Annotated in this window: 14 protein-coding genes; 12 read left to right on the top strand and 2 right to left on the bottom strand. The window is 64.0% G+C overall.

Translation table 11 applies throughout. The features are described from left to right. Nucleotides 1-5 precede the first annotated feature (5 nt). Genes GB927_RS00465 through GB927_RS00455 form a run of 3 tightly spaced genes read left to right on the top strand, consistent with a single transcriptional unit; the run spans nucleotide 6 to nucleotide 2501 of the window. The gene (locus tag GB927_RS00465; protein WP_256114519.1) at nucleotides 6-860 is read left to right on the top strand and encodes an ABC transporter permease subunit; all 855 of its coding nucleotides are present in this window, start codon (nucleotides 6-8) and stop codon (nucleotides 858-860) included. Between the two features lie 2 nt (nucleotides 861-862). Further along, complete coding sequence (locus GB927_RS00460) at nucleotides 863-2128, top strand: hypothetical protein (protein WP_256114518.1); 1266 nt, start codon at nucleotides 863-865, stop codon at nucleotides 2126-2128. Nucleotides 2129-2162: 34 nt separating this feature from the next. Further along, on the top strand, nucleotides 2163-2501 hold the full coding sequence (locus GB927_RS00455) for an ester cyclase (protein WP_369431622.1): 339 nt from the start codon (nucleotides 2163-2165) through the stop codon (nucleotides 2499-2501). 56 nt (nucleotides 2502-2557) lie between these two features. On the opposite strand, the gene GB927_RS00450 is transcribed toward GB927_RS00455, so the two are convergent. After that, entirely contained in the window at nucleotides 2558-3328 is a 771-nt protein-coding gene (locus tag GB927_RS00450; RefSeq protein ID WP_256114517.1) for an alpha/beta fold hydrolase, read from the bottom strand. 157 nt (nucleotides 3329-3485) lie between these two features. Here GB927_RS00450 and GB927_RS00445 point away from each other — a divergent pair, with 157 nt between their 5' ends. The 7 genes from GB927_RS00445 (at nucleotide 3486) to GB927_RS00415 (ending at nucleotide 11368) form a co-directional block, all read left to right on the top strand. Beyond that, nucleotides 3486-3932 carry a MarR family winged helix-turn-helix transcriptional regulator gene (locus tag GB927_RS00445; RefSeq protein WP_256114515.1) on the top strand — a complete coding sequence of 149 codons (447 nt, stop codon included), beginning with the start codon at nucleotides 3486-3488 and terminating at the stop codon, nucleotides 3930-3932. A gap of 143 nt (nucleotides 3933-4075) precedes the next feature. Next, a complete protein-coding gene (locus tag GB927_RS00440; protein WP_256114513.1) occupies nucleotides 4076-4879 on the top strand; it encodes an HpcH/HpaI aldolase family protein in 804 nt (267 codons plus the stop codon). Between the two features lie 31 nt (nucleotides 4880-4910). Then, on the top strand, nucleotides 4911-5789 hold the full coding sequence (locus GB927_RS00435; protein ID WP_256114512.1) for an amidohydrolase family protein: 879 nt from the start codon (nucleotides 4911-4913) through the stop codon (nucleotides 5787-5789). A 96-nt stretch (nucleotides 5790-5885) separates the two neighbouring features. Further along, complete coding sequence (locus tag GB927_RS00430; protein WP_256114511.1) at nucleotides 5886-7877, top strand: ABC transporter ATP-binding protein; 1992 nt, start codon at nucleotides 5886-5888, stop codon at nucleotides 7875-7877. A gap of 4 nt (nucleotides 7878-7881) precedes the next feature. Next, entirely contained in the window at nucleotides 7882-8835 is a 954-nt protein-coding gene (locus tag GB927_RS00425; RefSeq protein ID WP_256114510.1) for an ABC transporter permease, read from the top strand. A gap of 4 nt (nucleotides 8836-8839) precedes the next feature. Next, nucleotides 8840-9745 (top strand): ABC transporter permease, encoded by a 906-nt coding sequence (locus tag GB927_RS00420; protein WP_256114509.1) that lies wholly within the window; start codon nucleotides 8840-8842, stop codon nucleotides 9743-9745. 33 nt (nucleotides 9746-9778) lie between these two features. Continuing rightward, nucleotides 9779-11368 (top strand): ABC transporter substrate-binding protein, encoded by a 1590-nt coding sequence (locus GB927_RS00415; protein ID WP_256114508.1) that lies wholly within the window; start codon nucleotides 9779-9781, stop codon nucleotides 11366-11368. A gap of 45 nt (nucleotides 11369-11413) precedes the next feature. On the opposite strand, the gene GB927_RS00410 is transcribed toward GB927_RS00415, so the two are convergent. After that, complete coding sequence (locus tag GB927_RS00410; protein WP_256114507.1) at nucleotides 11414-12316, bottom strand: LysR family transcriptional regulator; 903 nt, start codon at nucleotides 12314-12316, stop codon at nucleotides 11414-11416. A gap of 160 nt (nucleotides 12317-12476) precedes the next feature. On the opposite strand from GB927_RS00410, the gene GB927_RS00405 reads away from it, so the two are divergent. Both GB927_RS00405 and GB927_RS00400 read left to right on the top strand, forming a co-directional pair. Then, nucleotides 12477-13619 (top strand): hypothetical protein, encoded by a 1143-nt coding sequence (locus GB927_RS00405; protein WP_256114506.1) that lies wholly within the window; start codon nucleotides 12477-12479, stop codon nucleotides 13617-13619. 34 nt (nucleotides 13620-13653) lie between these two features. Beyond that, on the top strand, nucleotides 13654-14838 hold the full coding sequence (locus GB927_RS00400) for a DUF5624 domain-containing protein (RefSeq protein ID WP_256114505.1): 1185 nt from the start codon (nucleotides 13654-13656) through the stop codon (nucleotides 14836-14838). Nucleotides 14839-14842 lie beyond the last annotated feature (4 nt).

Here is a 14842-nt window from a genome sequence, read left to right as displayed (position 1 = left end):
GCGCCATGGAGCACGTTCGCCCGCCCTACATTTCCCCGCGATTGCGCCCGCCCGGCCTGGGGCGGCAGACCTTCCTGCTGGTGCGTCGGGAAGTCGCCGCCAAGTTCGCGTCGGTGTGGTTCTGGCTGGTCGCGAGCGCGCTCTGCCTTATGGCGTACGTTTACGGTTCCGGTTTCGCACGGACCTTCGAGACGGAGTCCGTCGTGGTGACGGCCGATCCGCTGGCTGGCTTGAACACGCTGGTGGTGGCCTTTCTCGGCCTTGTGCTGGGGCTGCGGCTTGCGGGTTCGCTTAGCTGGGAGCGCGAGCACCGCACGCTCGAAGTCCTGCTGGTCGGCCCGGTGCCGTCGAGCGTGGTCGTGCTCGCGAAATATCTCGCGGAACTGCTGGTGCTCGCCGCACTCGTCGCCGTCTACTGCCTCTATCTCGCGGCTGCCCAGCCGCTCGGCGCCGGCGTGACGGGGGCGGGGGATTTCGCCGGCATCCTCGAAAACGGCCTGTTCGTGCTGCCGGTCATGGCGATGGGGCTTGCCGTTTCCGGCATGACCGCGTCGGTGCGCATGGCAGTCGTGCTCTATCTCGCGCTCGTTGCGCTGCTTGCGACCTATGAGGTGGTGCTCGGCCTGCTGCGGACGATGCCGGCGGACAGCATGAGCCTGTTTTCGCTCTATCTGCGGGCGCTGCTGGAAGCTGCAACTCCATTGCTCCACGCGCTCTCGCCCGTGGCCGGCATCGCCTTCCTGGCCGAGCGGCTCGTCACCCAGCAGGCGCTCCCGCTGTCGCAGTCCCTTGGCGTCGTCGTGCTGACGGCCGGCCTGCTGCTCTTCGCCTGTATCGCCACCAGAATGAAGGGGCCTTAGTCATGCGGAGATTGCTTGCTATCCTCCTTCTGTGCCTCTCCTCCGCCAGCGCCGCGGAAGCGATCGAGCCCGAGCGCAGAGACGCCGTCATCGTCACCGGCCGCGTCTGGGACGGCTTTACCTTCAAGGACATGTTCCTGCCGTCGCAGGCCGGGACGCTGCACCTGCTCGCCGGCCAGGACAGCGCCATCTCCTTCGTCGAGACGCAGGAATATTACTGGCCGCTCTCCCGGCAGGTCTATGTCGACCTTGAGAAGAAACGGCGGGAGGTGAACGGCGTCCTCACGATCACGCGCGACGGCAAGACCGTCGCCGAGGTCGGTCCTTCTCCCTATGTCATCCTCTATCCCAAAGGCGCCCTGAACGGTAACGGCCAGCTCCTTTGGGGCGCGGAGGCCATGAGGGCCTACAGCGCTTACCAGCAAGATGAGCGAACCTTCGCGCGCCGCTATGTCGAGGCCGAAGCGCAACAGCGTGTCTATGAGCGCAAGCTCCTGGAAGCCGGCGCGGCGCGGCTGCGCGGTGCGCCGGTCGAGGTCATCGAAGCGCCCGATCCGCTGCCCAAGCCGAGCCTCAAGCTGGTAACGGCGCCGGCTGCGGCCTATCGCGTTGCGCTCGCTGCCGGCGCATACGAAATGGCGCTCTCCGTCGAAGGCGTGCTCGTGCCGGGCACCGCGCGCAGCCTCGCCGTAGGCGACATGGCCGGCCGCCGGGTGACCGTCGCGGATGTGGTGCCCGAAGAGCGCTGGACGCGGCCCATCGCCACCAACAGTGCGGACATGCGCATCTTCGCCCGGCCGGGCTCCACCTTCTATCTGACGCTCTCCGAGGCGGATCGTTTCGACGAGACGGAATACCTGCCGGTCGTCTCGCCGCAGCAGGATGCGGTTTCGGGCCGAAACGTCTGGATCCGCCGCGCGGCATCACCGCTCGACAGCGTCGCCGCCCGCTTCACCGAGACGCAGGACCTGCCGCTCGCCCGCCTGAAGGTGGTGCAAACGGAAGGCTCCGGCTTCGGCTACCAGGTCCGCGCCGCCAAGGAAGGCGAAAAGGAAGACTTGAAAGCCTTCGCGGTCTCGGTGCCTGCGGAGGCCGGTGTATCGCGTGGCGAAATCCGCTCGGAAGGAGAAGGCCCCGCCGCCTTTCACCGCGAGATCGTGGTGGTCCAGCCCCGCAACGACGGCCTCGCCCTCAGCCTCGCGCTTCTGCCTCTGCTCGGCTGGATCGCACCAAAAATCCTTCGCAGAACGGCGGGCGCCAAGGCATAATACCGAGCGTTAGGGCTGTTGTGCCTCTTCTGCTATCAGGCGTTCCAACCGTCCTATCAACAGATCCAGCGTTTCGACGAACGCCCCCAGTTTCTCAGCGCTCAATCCCGCGAACAGGGATTGCCTGGGCGTTCAACCAACGGGAAAGAAAGTGGACTATGAGAGCACTGAGATTTACCGCATCTCCGACGGGAAGATCGCGGAGGAGTGGATTTGCTCTGATACGCCGACCCTGATGGCTCAGATTGGTGGCCGGGGCTTTTCGATAGGCAAGCTTGCCGCAATGTGGCTTGCCGGCTACCGGATGTGGTTCGCATTGGCTCTCGGGATCGCGCTGGGCGCGCTATCGTTGGCGCTTTTGCGCCTCTCCTGATCTTGCACAGAAACCCCCGGACGCTCGCGCATCCGGGGGGTTTTCCTTCTCAGTGATTACTTCGTGCCGTTTGCCGCATCCTCGATCAGCTTGGCGACGGCTTCCGGCTGGGAGACGTAGACGGCATGGCTGCCGGCCTGGTCGACGGTGGTGGCGCCGGCACGCTTGGCCATGTTGCGCTGCGCTTCGACCGGGATCATGTGGTCTTCGGTGGCGACGAGATACCAGCTCGGTTTTTCTTTCCAGGCAGGAACCGTCACTTCGCCCGCAAGCGCCTCGACACCCCACGGAACCTGCGAGTCGGCCATGAAGGCGGCCACTTCGGGGTCGACGTCAGCGGCAAAAGCTGCGGCAAACTTTGCCTTGTCGAGGAAGAGAAAACCATCCTGCGGCGGCAGGATCGGCGGAACGGCAGCGCCTTCTGGCGGATTGGCGATGAGCTTGGCGATGGATTCGCCGGCATCCGGGGCGAAGGCGGCGATATAGACGAGACCCTTGACCTTCGGGTCCGTGCCGGCCTCGGAGATGACCACGCCGCCATAGGAATGACCGACGAGGATGACGTCGCCCTCGGCAGCAGCGATGGCGCGCTTGGTGACGGCGACGTCGTCGCTCAGCGAGAGGGTGGGGTTCTGTGCAATAGTGACCTTGTAGCCGTCCTTCTTCAGGACATTGTAAACGCCCTGCCAGCCGGAGCCATCGACGAAGCCGCCATGGACGAGCACGATGGACTTGGTGGGGGTGGGCTGGGCATGGGCGGCGGGTACGGCAGCGGCGAAAGCGAACAGGGAAGCGGCGGTAGCGAGCACGGTGTTGGTGATGGACATTTGTATCTCCTTTTCTTGGCGCGACAATCGTTATCGCGATAATCATTAGATATCCGCAACACTGATCATTGTCCAGATGTTTTTATCGCGATATCTATTTTTGTGGTAAGATGTCTTCACGCATCCAGAACCGACCTCACAAATCAGGAGTTCCGCAATGCCCGATTTCGAACCGATCCCGCTGGATAGCCAGCTTTGTTTCTCGCTCTATGGCACGACAATCGCCATCAACCGCGCCTATAAGCCGATGCTAGACGCACTCGGCATCACCTATCCGCAATATCTCGTGCTGAGCGTCCTTTGGGAAGGCGATGGCCAGACGATCACGGCACTCGCCGACCGGCTGGCGCTGGAACCGAGCACCATCACGCCGCTCGTCAAGCGACTCGAAGCAGCGGGCTTCGTGCAGCGCCAGCGCTCGACAGTCGACGAGCGGCTGGTTGGCGTGCATCTCACCGACAAGGGCCGGGGTCTGCAGGCGCAGACCGGCTGCCTGACAGAAACCTTGCTGCAACGCTCCGGCATGACGGTCGACGAGATCATCGCGCTCAACACTCGCATCCAGGCGCTGCGCACCGCGCTCACGACCTCGGCGCCAGGTTGATGGAGCGAGGTCGGTTCTGCGCGGATGGTGTTTGATTGGAAAAGGAAATCAATTCCCCCGCTTTGTGAATTGGAGGTAATCACCGGCATGGGCTAGCTTTCGATCATCGGATGAACATTCGCATCCGAATGGGAGGAGAGCCTATGCTGGATGTGACGTCGCCTGACGGCCGGACTTTTGCCGAGCGCCTGCGGGCCGGGGAGCCATGCTATTCGCTGGGCATCCGCACCGCCCGTTCGGTGGATTTCGTGCGCATGGCGGCAAGTTCCGGCTATGACGCCATCTGGATCGATCTCGAACACAGCACCATCCCACTCGATACGACGGCCCAGATGACGGCGACGGCGCGCGACCTGGGGCTCGAAGCCTGGGTACGGGTGCCGGAGGGCGATTTCGGCGTGATCGGGCGGGTGCTCGATGGCGGCGCCTCCGGACTGATCATCCCCCAGGTCGAGACGGCCGAGGATGCGCGCAAGGCCGTCAGCTATTGCCGCTATCCGCCCGAAGGCAGCCGGTCGCACAATGCGCTCACGTCTCCCTTCGGCTTCCGCAGAATGGATGGCAAGGTGAGGGCCGCGGCCGCCAACCGCTCGGTCTTCCTGCAGGTCCTGCTGGAATCCGCCCATGCCATCGACAATATCGATGCGATCGCCGCCGTCGACGGCGTGGACGCGATCGGGCTCGGCCTGAACGATCTTTCCGCGAACCTGAACATTTTTGGCGACGTGCGTGCGGAGGCGATCACCACGCTTTGCCGTCGGGCCATTGAGGTTGGCGCGAAACACGGCAAGCTCGTGATCATCGGCGGCCTCCAGGGGCCTGATCACTACCGCGAACTGGTCGATCTCGGCGCCGCCCCTTACGTCTTCGCGGCCATAGATACCGACATCTTCGTCGACGTTCTCGACCAGCGCATCGCCCGGTGGCGTGCCGCCATCTCCGCCTGATTCTTCACGACCATTGCAGGGACTATTTTCGATGACTGAACCGCTGACCTCCGAACCCATGCTGCCACTTGCAGGCCTCACCCGGCCTTCCTTCGAGGTGCCGAAAGGCGCTTGCGACGCGCATATGCATGTCTTCGGGCCGGAATCGCTTTATCCGCATGTGCCGAAGCCCCATTACACGCTTCCCGACGGCAAGCTCGATCATTTCCACGAGTTGATGACGGTGCTGCATCTCGAACGCTACATCATCGTGCAGCCGAGCTTTTACGGCACGGACAATCGCTGCATGCTCGATGCGCTGAAGGTGGCCGGGCAACGCGCGCGCGGCGTCGCGATGGTGGAGGACGATGTGTCGTCGGCCGAGCTGGAGGCCCTGCACGAACAGGGCATTCGCGGCCTGCGCCTCGATCTCTTCAAGCGCGCAGACCGGCCGATCGCGGAGATCCAGGCCTATATCACCGCGATGGCGGCGAAGATCGCGCCGCTCGGCTGGCACCTGCAATTCTACGTGCCGGGCCGCGTCGTGCGCGACCTGATCGGTTTCCTCGGCACGCTGACCGCCCCCTACGTCATCGACCACATGGGCTACATGATGGAGGAGGACGGGCTGACGGAGAGGGATTTCCAAAAACTTTTGACGTTGATGACGGAGAGCCATTGTTACCTGAAGCTGAGCGGCCCCTATCGCGTCGCCAAGGACAAGGGCTACGGCGCCGTCGCCCATGTGGCGAAGGCGATCGTCGAGACGGATGCGAGCCGCGCCATCTGGGGATCGGACTGGCCGCACATCCCGAAATCGGGCCGCGACACAGGCGAATTGCTCAATCTTCTCGTCGAATGGGCGCCGGATGCCGCCGATCGGCAGAAAATCCTCGTTGACAACCCAAACAGGCTCTTCGGCTTCGAATGAAGGACCGGCATTGATACCGGCTGGCAGGGCACGCAGATGTATATAGGATTACCCAGCATAGCGGCCATGGAACACAACGCGACTGAGGCCGGAACCATGCAAGCACGACCGGATGCCGCGGCGGAACCGCTTCTCTCCGTCCGCAATCTCAACGTTCAGTTCCGTTCGAACGACCGGCTGCTGCATATCGTGCGCGACGTCAGCTACGATGTGCGGGCCGGTGAGCTGGTGGCGCTGGTTGGGGAATCCGGCTGCGGTAAGTCCGTCTCGTCGCTCGCGGTGATGCGCCTGCTGTCCGATCCGACGACGACGCGGTTTTCCGGCGAGGTGCGCCTTGCGGGGCGGGATTATCTGCGCCTGCCGGAAAGCGAGATGCGGCGGCTGCGCGGTCGCGACATCGCCATGGTGTTCCAGGAGCCGATGACCTCGCTCAATCCGCTGATGACCGTCGGCCGCCAGATCATGGAACCGATGTTGGAACACCTGGACATCGACCGCGCCGCCGCACGCGAGCGGGCGATCGACCTCCTGAAGCGGGTCGGCGTGACGGATCCGAAACGGCGCATGGACCAGTATCCGCACGAGTTTTCCGGCGGCATGCGCCAGCGCGTCGTCATCGCGATTGCGCTGTCCTGCAATCCCAAGGTCATCATCGCCGACGAGCCGACCACAGCACTCGACGTCACCATCCAGGCGCAGATCCTCGATCTCCTGCGCGCTCTGGTGAAGGAGACCGGCGTCGGCCTCGTGCTGATCACCCATAATCTGGCGCTGGTGGCGCGCTATGCCGATCGCGTCAACGTCATGTATGGCGGCAGGATCATCGAATCCGGCACGGTCGAGGATGTGCTGCGCCAGCCGCGGCATCGGTATACGGCGGGCCTGCTAATGGCCGTCCCGCGGCTCGACCTGCCGCGTGCGGCGCGGCTGCACACGATCCCCGGACAACCGCCGAGCCCGGCGCGTTTCCCATCCGGCTGCGCCTTCAGCCCCCGCTGTGGCGCGGCGACAGCGGCCTGCGGCAGTGTGCCGGCCGATACGGTCACCCGCGACCGGCGCTATGCCTGTTTCCATCCGGTCGTCGATGTGCTGCCACAGGAGGGAGAGCATGCGGCGGCAGGTGCCGAGCACACGTTTGGCACGACAGTGCTCAGTGTGCGTGGCCTGACGCGCCACTTTCACCTGAAGCGCAGGGCAGTGGTGCGTGCGGTCGAGGATGTGTCTTTCGACATTCCGCAGGGCGGTACGCTCGGTCTCGTCGGGGAATCGGGTTGCGGCAAGACGACGGTGGTGCGCACGCTGCTGAGGCTTCAGAGCGCCACCTCCGGCCGTGCCGATTTCGCGGGGCAGGACATCCTGTCGGCGGGCAAGCGGGATCTTGTCGCGCTGCGGCGGCAGATCCAGGTCGTCTACCAGGACCCGTCCACCTCGCTCAATCCCCGTCACCGCATCGCCTCCATCCTCGCTGAGCCGCTCTTGGTGCACGGCCTTTGCAAGTCACAGGGCGAGGCCCGGGCGCGCGTCGAGGAACTGCTCGGCCTGGTCGGCCTGCCGGCGGAGATGGCGGAGCGTTATCCGCATCAGATGTCCGGCGGGCAGCGCCAGCGCGTCGGCATTGCGCGCGCGCTTGGCATGAACCCGCGGCTGATCGTCTGCGACGAACCCGTCTCGGCGCTCGACGTGTCGATCCAGGCGCAGATCATGAACCTGCTCGCCGACCTCCAAGCGAAGCTCGGCCTTAGTTACCTTTTCGTCGCCCACGATCTCGCGGTCGTGCGGCATATCTCCGATGTCGTGGCGGTGATGTATCTCGGCCGGGTCGTCGAGACGGCGACGCGCGCCGAGCTCTTTTCTACGCCGCGCCATCCTTATACCCGCGCCCTGCTTGCGGCCGTGCCGTCTTTCGCGGCGGATGCGGGGCAGGGGCCGGAGGCGAAGATCACCGGCGAGCTGCCGTCGCCGCTCAATCCGCCGAGCGGCTGCGTCTTCCGCACGCGCTGTCCGATGGCGGTGGAGGCGTGCGCGAAGGTCGTACCACCGCCCGTCGCCTTTTCCGATACCCACCGCGTCGCCTGCATAAGGGTCTGAGATCATGCTCCAGTTCATCGGCAGACGCCTGCTTCTGGCCCTTCCCACCCTTCTCGGCGTGGCGACGCTGACCTTCTTCATGCTGCATGTGCTGCCCGGCGATCTCGTCGAGACGATGCTGCGCGCCGAGGGCGGCAATCCATCGGTGGAGCTCGTCGCCGCCGAGCGCGCCCGCCTCGGCCTCGACCAGCCGCTCATCGTGCAATATTTCGAGTTCCTGAAGGGGCTGGCCGTGCTCGATCTCGGCCAGTCACACTGGACCGGCAAGCCCGTCGCGGAGGAAATCTTCTCCCGGCTGCCCGTCACGTTGGAAGTGGCCGCACTCAGCATGATCGTGGCGATCGCGCTCGCCATCCCACTCGGCACCATCGCCGGCATGTATCCGGGCAGCACCGTCGACTATGCGATCCGCTCCTTTGCCATTGCCGGCATCGCGCTGCCGTCGTTCTGGTTCGGCATGGTCGTGGCGCTTGCCATGCTGTGGTATTTCAACTGGCTGCCGCCGCTCGGCACCGCCTCGCTGTTCAAGAACCCGCTGACGGCGCTGCAACAGCTCATCCTGCCGGCCATTGCGGTCGGCTACCGCTACTCCGCCATCCTCATCCGCATGATGCGCTCCTCGGTCATCGAGACCATGCACGAGGATTTCGTGCGCACGGCGCGGGCCAAGGGGCTGGCGATGCGCACCATCATCCGGCGCCATGTCATCCCCAATTCGCTGCTGCCGACCATCACCATGATCGGGCTCGAATTCGCACTGCTCGTCGGCAGCCTCGTCGTCATCGAGCAGGTGTTCAGCCTGAACGGCATCGGGCGCCTGTTCATCGAGTCCGTGTCGCGCAGCGACTTCATCGTCATCCAGGGCATCGTCATGGTGCTGACCCTGATCTTCATCGCCGTCAATTTCCTGGTCGATCTCGCCTATGCGGTCATCGACCCTCGTATCCAGTTGGGCTGAAGCCATGCGCAAATCCTCCGCCGCAACCGAACTCTGGACGACCCTGCCCAAGCCGCGCGGGCCGGTGATGAAACACATTCTCGGCCAGCCGCTGGGCGCGCTCGGCCTGGTGCTGATCGTGCTCGGGTTCGTCGTCGCCTTCGCCGCGCCGTGGATTGCGCCCTACGACCCGCTCGCCACCGACTACGGAAACGCCATCGCCCCGCCGTCCTTCGCCCACTGGATGGGCACCGACAGCTTTGGCCGCGATCTCCTTTCGCGCATCCTCTTCGGTGGCAGGACGGCCTTCCTCATCGGCGTCTCGGCAAGCTTCATCGGCTGCACGATCGGCCTCTTCGTCGGCATCACGTCCGCCTATGCCGGCGGCTGGGTCGATGCCATCGTCGAACGCTTCATGGAAATCCTGCTGGCGATCCCGATCACGGTTCTGGCGCTGGTGCTCGTCTCCAGCTTGGGGCGCAACATGGTCTACGGGGTCGACCTCAACCTCGTCTTCGCAATCGCCCTGCCGATCATTCCGAAGATGGCGCGTGTCGCCCGCTCGCAGGCGCTGACCATCCGCAACCTGTCCTATATCGACGCCGCCGTGACGCTCGGCTTCAGCGACCTGCGCATCATCGTGCGCCACATGGCGCCGAACATTTTCGGCCCGTACATTGTGATGCTCACCGCCTTCATCAGCCAGGCGATCCTCATCGAGGCGTCGCTGTCCTATCTCGGACTGGGTGTAGCCGAGCCCACGCCGTCCTGGGGGCTGATGCTCGCCGGCAACGCCTTCAACACCTCGATGACTGCGCCGTGGATCGTCATCTATCCCGGCCTCGCCATCGCACTGGTGGTCTTCGCCTTCTCGATGTTCGGGGATGCGCTGCGCGACGTCTTCGACCCGAAGGCGCGCGCTGACCGCTGACACTGCTTTGCATGTTTCTAGGGAGGAAACGACATGACGATCCACGGGAAGATACTGGCGCTTGCCGCGATGGGCGCGCTGCTGCTGAACGGCGCTGTCGCGGCCGCGCAGGAGCCGGTGCCGAAGGAGGGCGGCATCCTGCGCTATGCGGTGAGTGACGATCCCGCCAACTTCGATTGCCACGCCGCCAACCATTTTGCGGCCCTGATGCGGCTTGCGCCGCACTATTCCACCCTGCTGCGCTTCAAGCCCGGCAGCTATCCCGATATCGAGGGGGACCTTGCCGATAGCTGGGAGGCCAATCCCGCGGATTTGACCTATACCTTCAAGCTTCGCCAGGGCGTGAAATTCCACGACGGCAGCGACCTGAAGGCCGCCGACATCGCTGCGACCTACGATCGGCTGACCTGGCCGCCGGAAGGCGTGGTTTCGGAGCGACTGGAGACCTTCCGCCAGATCGAGAAGATCGATGTCGTCGATGACTACACGGTGCGCTTCAAGCTGAAGGAATGGGACGAATCCGTGCTCGGCACCTTCGCCTCGCCCTATAATTGCGTCTATTCGGCAGCATTGCTGAAGTCGGATGCGAGCTATCCGAAAGAGAAGGTGATGGGCAGCGGGCCCTTCGTCTTCGACGAGTTCGTCTCGGGCTCGGTCTGGAAGTCCTCAAAGTTCGAGGATTATTTCCGCGAGGGCCAGCCCTATCTCGACGGGCTCGAATCCTACACGATGGAGGGGCCGGCGGTGGTGAACGCCATCCAGGCCGGGCAGATCCATACGGATTTCCGCGGTGTCAGCCCGCAGGGTGCGGACCGGCTGAAGCAGAGCCTCGGTGACGGCATTTCCATCGAATCCGGCCCGGCGCTCACCCATTTCCTGGTGACCTTCAACGCCGAAAAGCCGCCCTTCGACGACGAGCGCGTGCGCCGCGCACTGAACCTCGCCATCGACCGGTGGGGCGGCGTCAAGGGCCTCGGCCGCACGACCGAAATGCGCTATGCAGGCGGCATCTTCCTGCCGGGCGGGCAGTTCGCCGCCTCCGACGCCGAGCTTCAGAAGATGGCTGGCTTTGGCACCGATATTGCGGCAGCGCGCGAGGAGGCCAAGCGCCTGCTCAAGGAGGCCGGCCAGGAGAACCTGAGTTTTGACCTGACGGTGCGCAACGGCCCGCCGATCGTCGTCGATTTCGGCGTCTTCCTGGCAGACCAGTGGCGCCAGATCGGCGTCAACGCCCGCAACGTCGTCGTCGAGACCCCGCCGTGGGCGGCCGCGCTTTCGGAAGGGTCCTACCAGGTGATCATCGACATCTATTCGGCGCTGCGCGAGGAGCCGACCGAGCAGATGACGAAATATGTCTCGCACGACGTGTCCGCCCGCTCGGCCGGCCGCTTCACGGATCGCGAACTCGACGATCTGTGGCACAAACAGGCACTGGAGCAGGACAAGGTGAAACGCATGGCGCTGCTGCGCACCTTCGAAAGCCGGCTCTATGAAAAGTCTTATTCGGTGCCGGTCGTCTGGCTGGAACGCATCGTCGCGATGAATGCCGCGCTGAAGGGCTGGACCTTCAACCCCAGCAACTTCCTCTACCTCGACCAATCCTCGACCTGGCTCGACGAATAGGTTGGGCGCAAAAATCCTGAACGGGCAGGCTGGGGCTGAAAGGCCTCAGCCTTCCTGGTTGTGGAAGGCCGTCTGCGCCAGCCGGATGAGATGGGCGATGCGGGGATTTTCCTCACCGGCGCGAAAGGCCAGGAACAGGTCGGTCTCCGCATCGTCATCGGCAAGCGGCAGGAAGGCGACATTGGGGATCTTGATGAATTGCAGGCCCGATGGCACGACGGCGATGCCGAGGCCGGATGCCACGAGGCCGATGATCGTCGTCGCCTCCTGTGCCTCCTGCACGATGTTGGGGAAGAAGCCGCGCTTGCCGCACAGTTCGATGAACTGGTCGTAGATGCCGACGCCGATCTTGCGCGGGTAGAAGATGAAATTCTGATCGGCGAGGTCCTGGATACGGATCTCCGCCTTTTCGAGCAGCGGGTGGCCGCTGTGCGCCGCGACGACTAGCCGGTCCGTCGCGAGCTTGCGGAACGAAATCCCGGAGACGAGGTTGCGCTGCGGACGGCGGATTACGCCGACATCCAGCTCCCGCTCGCCGATCGCCCGCAACTGCGCGATGCTGGTGTGCTCCTTCAGCGTGACGTTGATATCGGGATAGTGGTTGCGGAACGCATGGATCAACGCCGGAAACGGCGAAAGCAGGGAGGAGGCGGCGGTAAAGCCGATGCGCAACTGCCCGGCCTTGCCGCTCGCCACCGCCTTCATTTCCTGTTCGCACGTATCGATGCGCTCCAGAATGCCGAGCGAATGGTGATAGAGCAGTCGGCCGAATTCCGTGAGCTGCACGCTGCGCTGGGTGCGCAGGAACAGCGGCGCCCCCAGCTCCTCCTCCAGGTTCTGGATCGCGATCGACAGCGGCGACTGGGTTATGTTGAGCTTTTCGGCCGCGCGGCGAAAATGCAGCTCCTCGGCGAGCGTGCGGAAATAGAGCAAGTGCTTGAAGTTCATGGCGATTATCCGGGGCGGCATTTGTTTGTCGTTTTAGACGATGGGATGATAGGCAGTGATTGATGCATTTTGCAAAACAAAACGCGCAAAAATTGAATTGGCTGCGCGCGGCGAATTCTCCCAATAATGGGCGGAGAAATCATCATGCAGGGAGGCATTCGTGGATAAAGCAATGAGGAGCGAGCGGGAGGAGCGCAACGGAAGCGTCCTGTCCGAGGGCGGGCTGCTGCGGCGCGTCGCGAGCCTGCCGACCTCCGGCGCCCGCGCCTGCGAAATTTTTCGAATGGATGGCCGCCTCTTTCTCGCCATCCCGCAGCTTGCCTATGACGTGGCGGACCTGCCGGCGCATATGAACAGCGGCGACAGCAACACCGACCTCTTGATCTTCGAATGGGTGAACGGCGGCTTCGTGCCGGCCACCAGCCTGCCGGTTCCGGGCGGCGAGGATGCGGAATTCTTCACGATCGGCGATCGGCGTTTCCTCGCCACCGCTAGTGCCCGCACAGGGGCGGGGCCTTACCAGCCCAATGTCGATTCCGCCGTTTACGAATATATCAAAGGCGAATGGGCACCGTTCCAGCGCTTTGCGGGCTTCCTCGCCAAGCAGTGGAAGGCCTTGCGTTTCGGTGATCGCCTCTTCCTCGCGCTGGCACTCGGCGTGACCGTCGAGGGTGTCGAGGCCACCAATCCACGCCAGTCCGCGATCTTCGAATGGGACGGCGCCGCCTTCGTGCCCTTCCTGACGCTCGACGGTCCCTGGGGCTACAACTGGACGAAGATCGTCGTCGGCGACCGGCAGTTCCTCGCCTATGCCGACCACACAGGCAAGTCGGTGATGCTCGAATGGGCCGGCGAGACTTTTGCGGTCTTCCAGCGCTTCGAGGGCAAGACCGGCCGCGCCTTTCATGTCCTGCTGGTGCCAGGCCCCGTGCAGGTGGCCTTCGCCGCCATCGCCGACGACACGGTCGTCTACCGGTGGGACGGCGAGCGTTTCGCGCCCATGCAGGTGCTGAGCGGCCCGGGCGGACGGGAGTTCGCCTCCATCACCCGCGGCGGGCGGCACTATCTCGTGCAGGTCAACTTCATCGAGGGCTCGCCGAAGGCGCCGAAGACCGATCTCCTGTCCGTGATCTACGTCTGGTCTGGCGAAACCTGGGAGCGCGTTGACCAGTTCGAGACCTTCGGCGGCACGGATGCCGCCTTCTTCGAGGCCGACGGCAGGCAGCATCTCGTCGTGACGAACAGCCTGACGCCGGACGTCCGGTTTTCGGAAAACACCGCGATTTATGAATTTCTAGGTTGAACGGCGCGTTCGCCGTTTCAGGAGCAGTCAGTCCATGTCCTACAGACCCGATCCGCGTTTCGTCGATCTCTACGAGCTTTACACCGGCCCGAGCAGCATCGCGGCCGAACTCAGCCAGAAGAAGCGCGATGCGACCGCCGACACGCCCCTCCTGATCTCGACCGGGTCCGACCTCGTGCTCTTCCCCGGCCGCGGTCGCGATCCGGTCTATGAGAGCTTTCGCCACAGCACCCGCGGCTTCAAGGAATTGACCGCCGTCTCCCATCTCGGCACCGCCATGGCCTGGGTGGTCGAGATGCAGGAGGAGGGAATGGATGGATGGCAGGTCTGGGCTCGCCGGTTCCTGGCGCGATGCGAGAAGGTGCGCGCAATCTCGTCCGTGCCATATTGGACCGAGAACGTCGCGGTCGAGGCTTGGAAAGGTTGGGAGCCGAAGATTGTCGACGTGGTCGACTATGCCTGTCGCGCCAGCGAAGACTACCTGCGCGCCGGGCTTTCGGACCCCTCCGTCTTCACCTACGCAGCCCTTCGCGAGCGTTTCCTGGAGCCGCCGCAGCCGGGCGGCCTACCGGTTCCCTATAATGACGTCATGGTCGCGACCTTCGCGCTGACCTTCCTCGATATCACGCACCGCATGATGCGCTGGCTGAATTCGCTGGAACTCGACTGGCGCACCGTGATGGTGATGATCTGCGGCAGTTCCGGCCGGCCGACGGCGGGTCTCACCTGGGCCACCAACAATATGTGCCATCTCCTGTGGCGTGCGTCGCAAAAGACGCTTGCGCCCGAGCATCTGCTGATCTCCCCGCACGCGCCGAGCCTCAACCTCGACATGATCAAGAGCGGTGCCGACCTGCAAGACCTGGAGAAGGCCTATCGCACGCTCTGGTGCAAGACGCGGGTAACGGCGGAGATCGGCGGGAAGATGTTTGCCGGCTTCCCCGCCTTCGTGCCCGATATCGGCGAGGCCGCGGTGATCACTGATCCCCAAGGCACGCTCAGCGAAATGCCGCGGCTGCAACATCCGGACGACCGCTTCACCGCCATCTCGCGGCTGCGCATGGTGATGGAGGACCCGCGCCAGCTCCTGTCGAACTCCGTCGCCGAATTCATCATCGACGAGCTGAGCGACAACGGCCTCGATCCGAAGGCCATCACCATCCCCGGCTTCACAAACACTGCCTATCCGGTTGCCGGGCGGGCCGACTGTCCCGACTGAAAAA

The organism is Shinella lacus (assembly GCF_010994755.1).
In the GTDB taxonomy this organism is placed as follows: domain Bacteria; phylum Pseudomonadota; class Alphaproteobacteria; order Rhizobiales; family Rhizobiaceae; genus Shinella; species Shinella lacus.
Note: the sequence above shows the minus strand (reverse complement) of the source record. Positions and strands in the feature narration are given on the sequence as shown.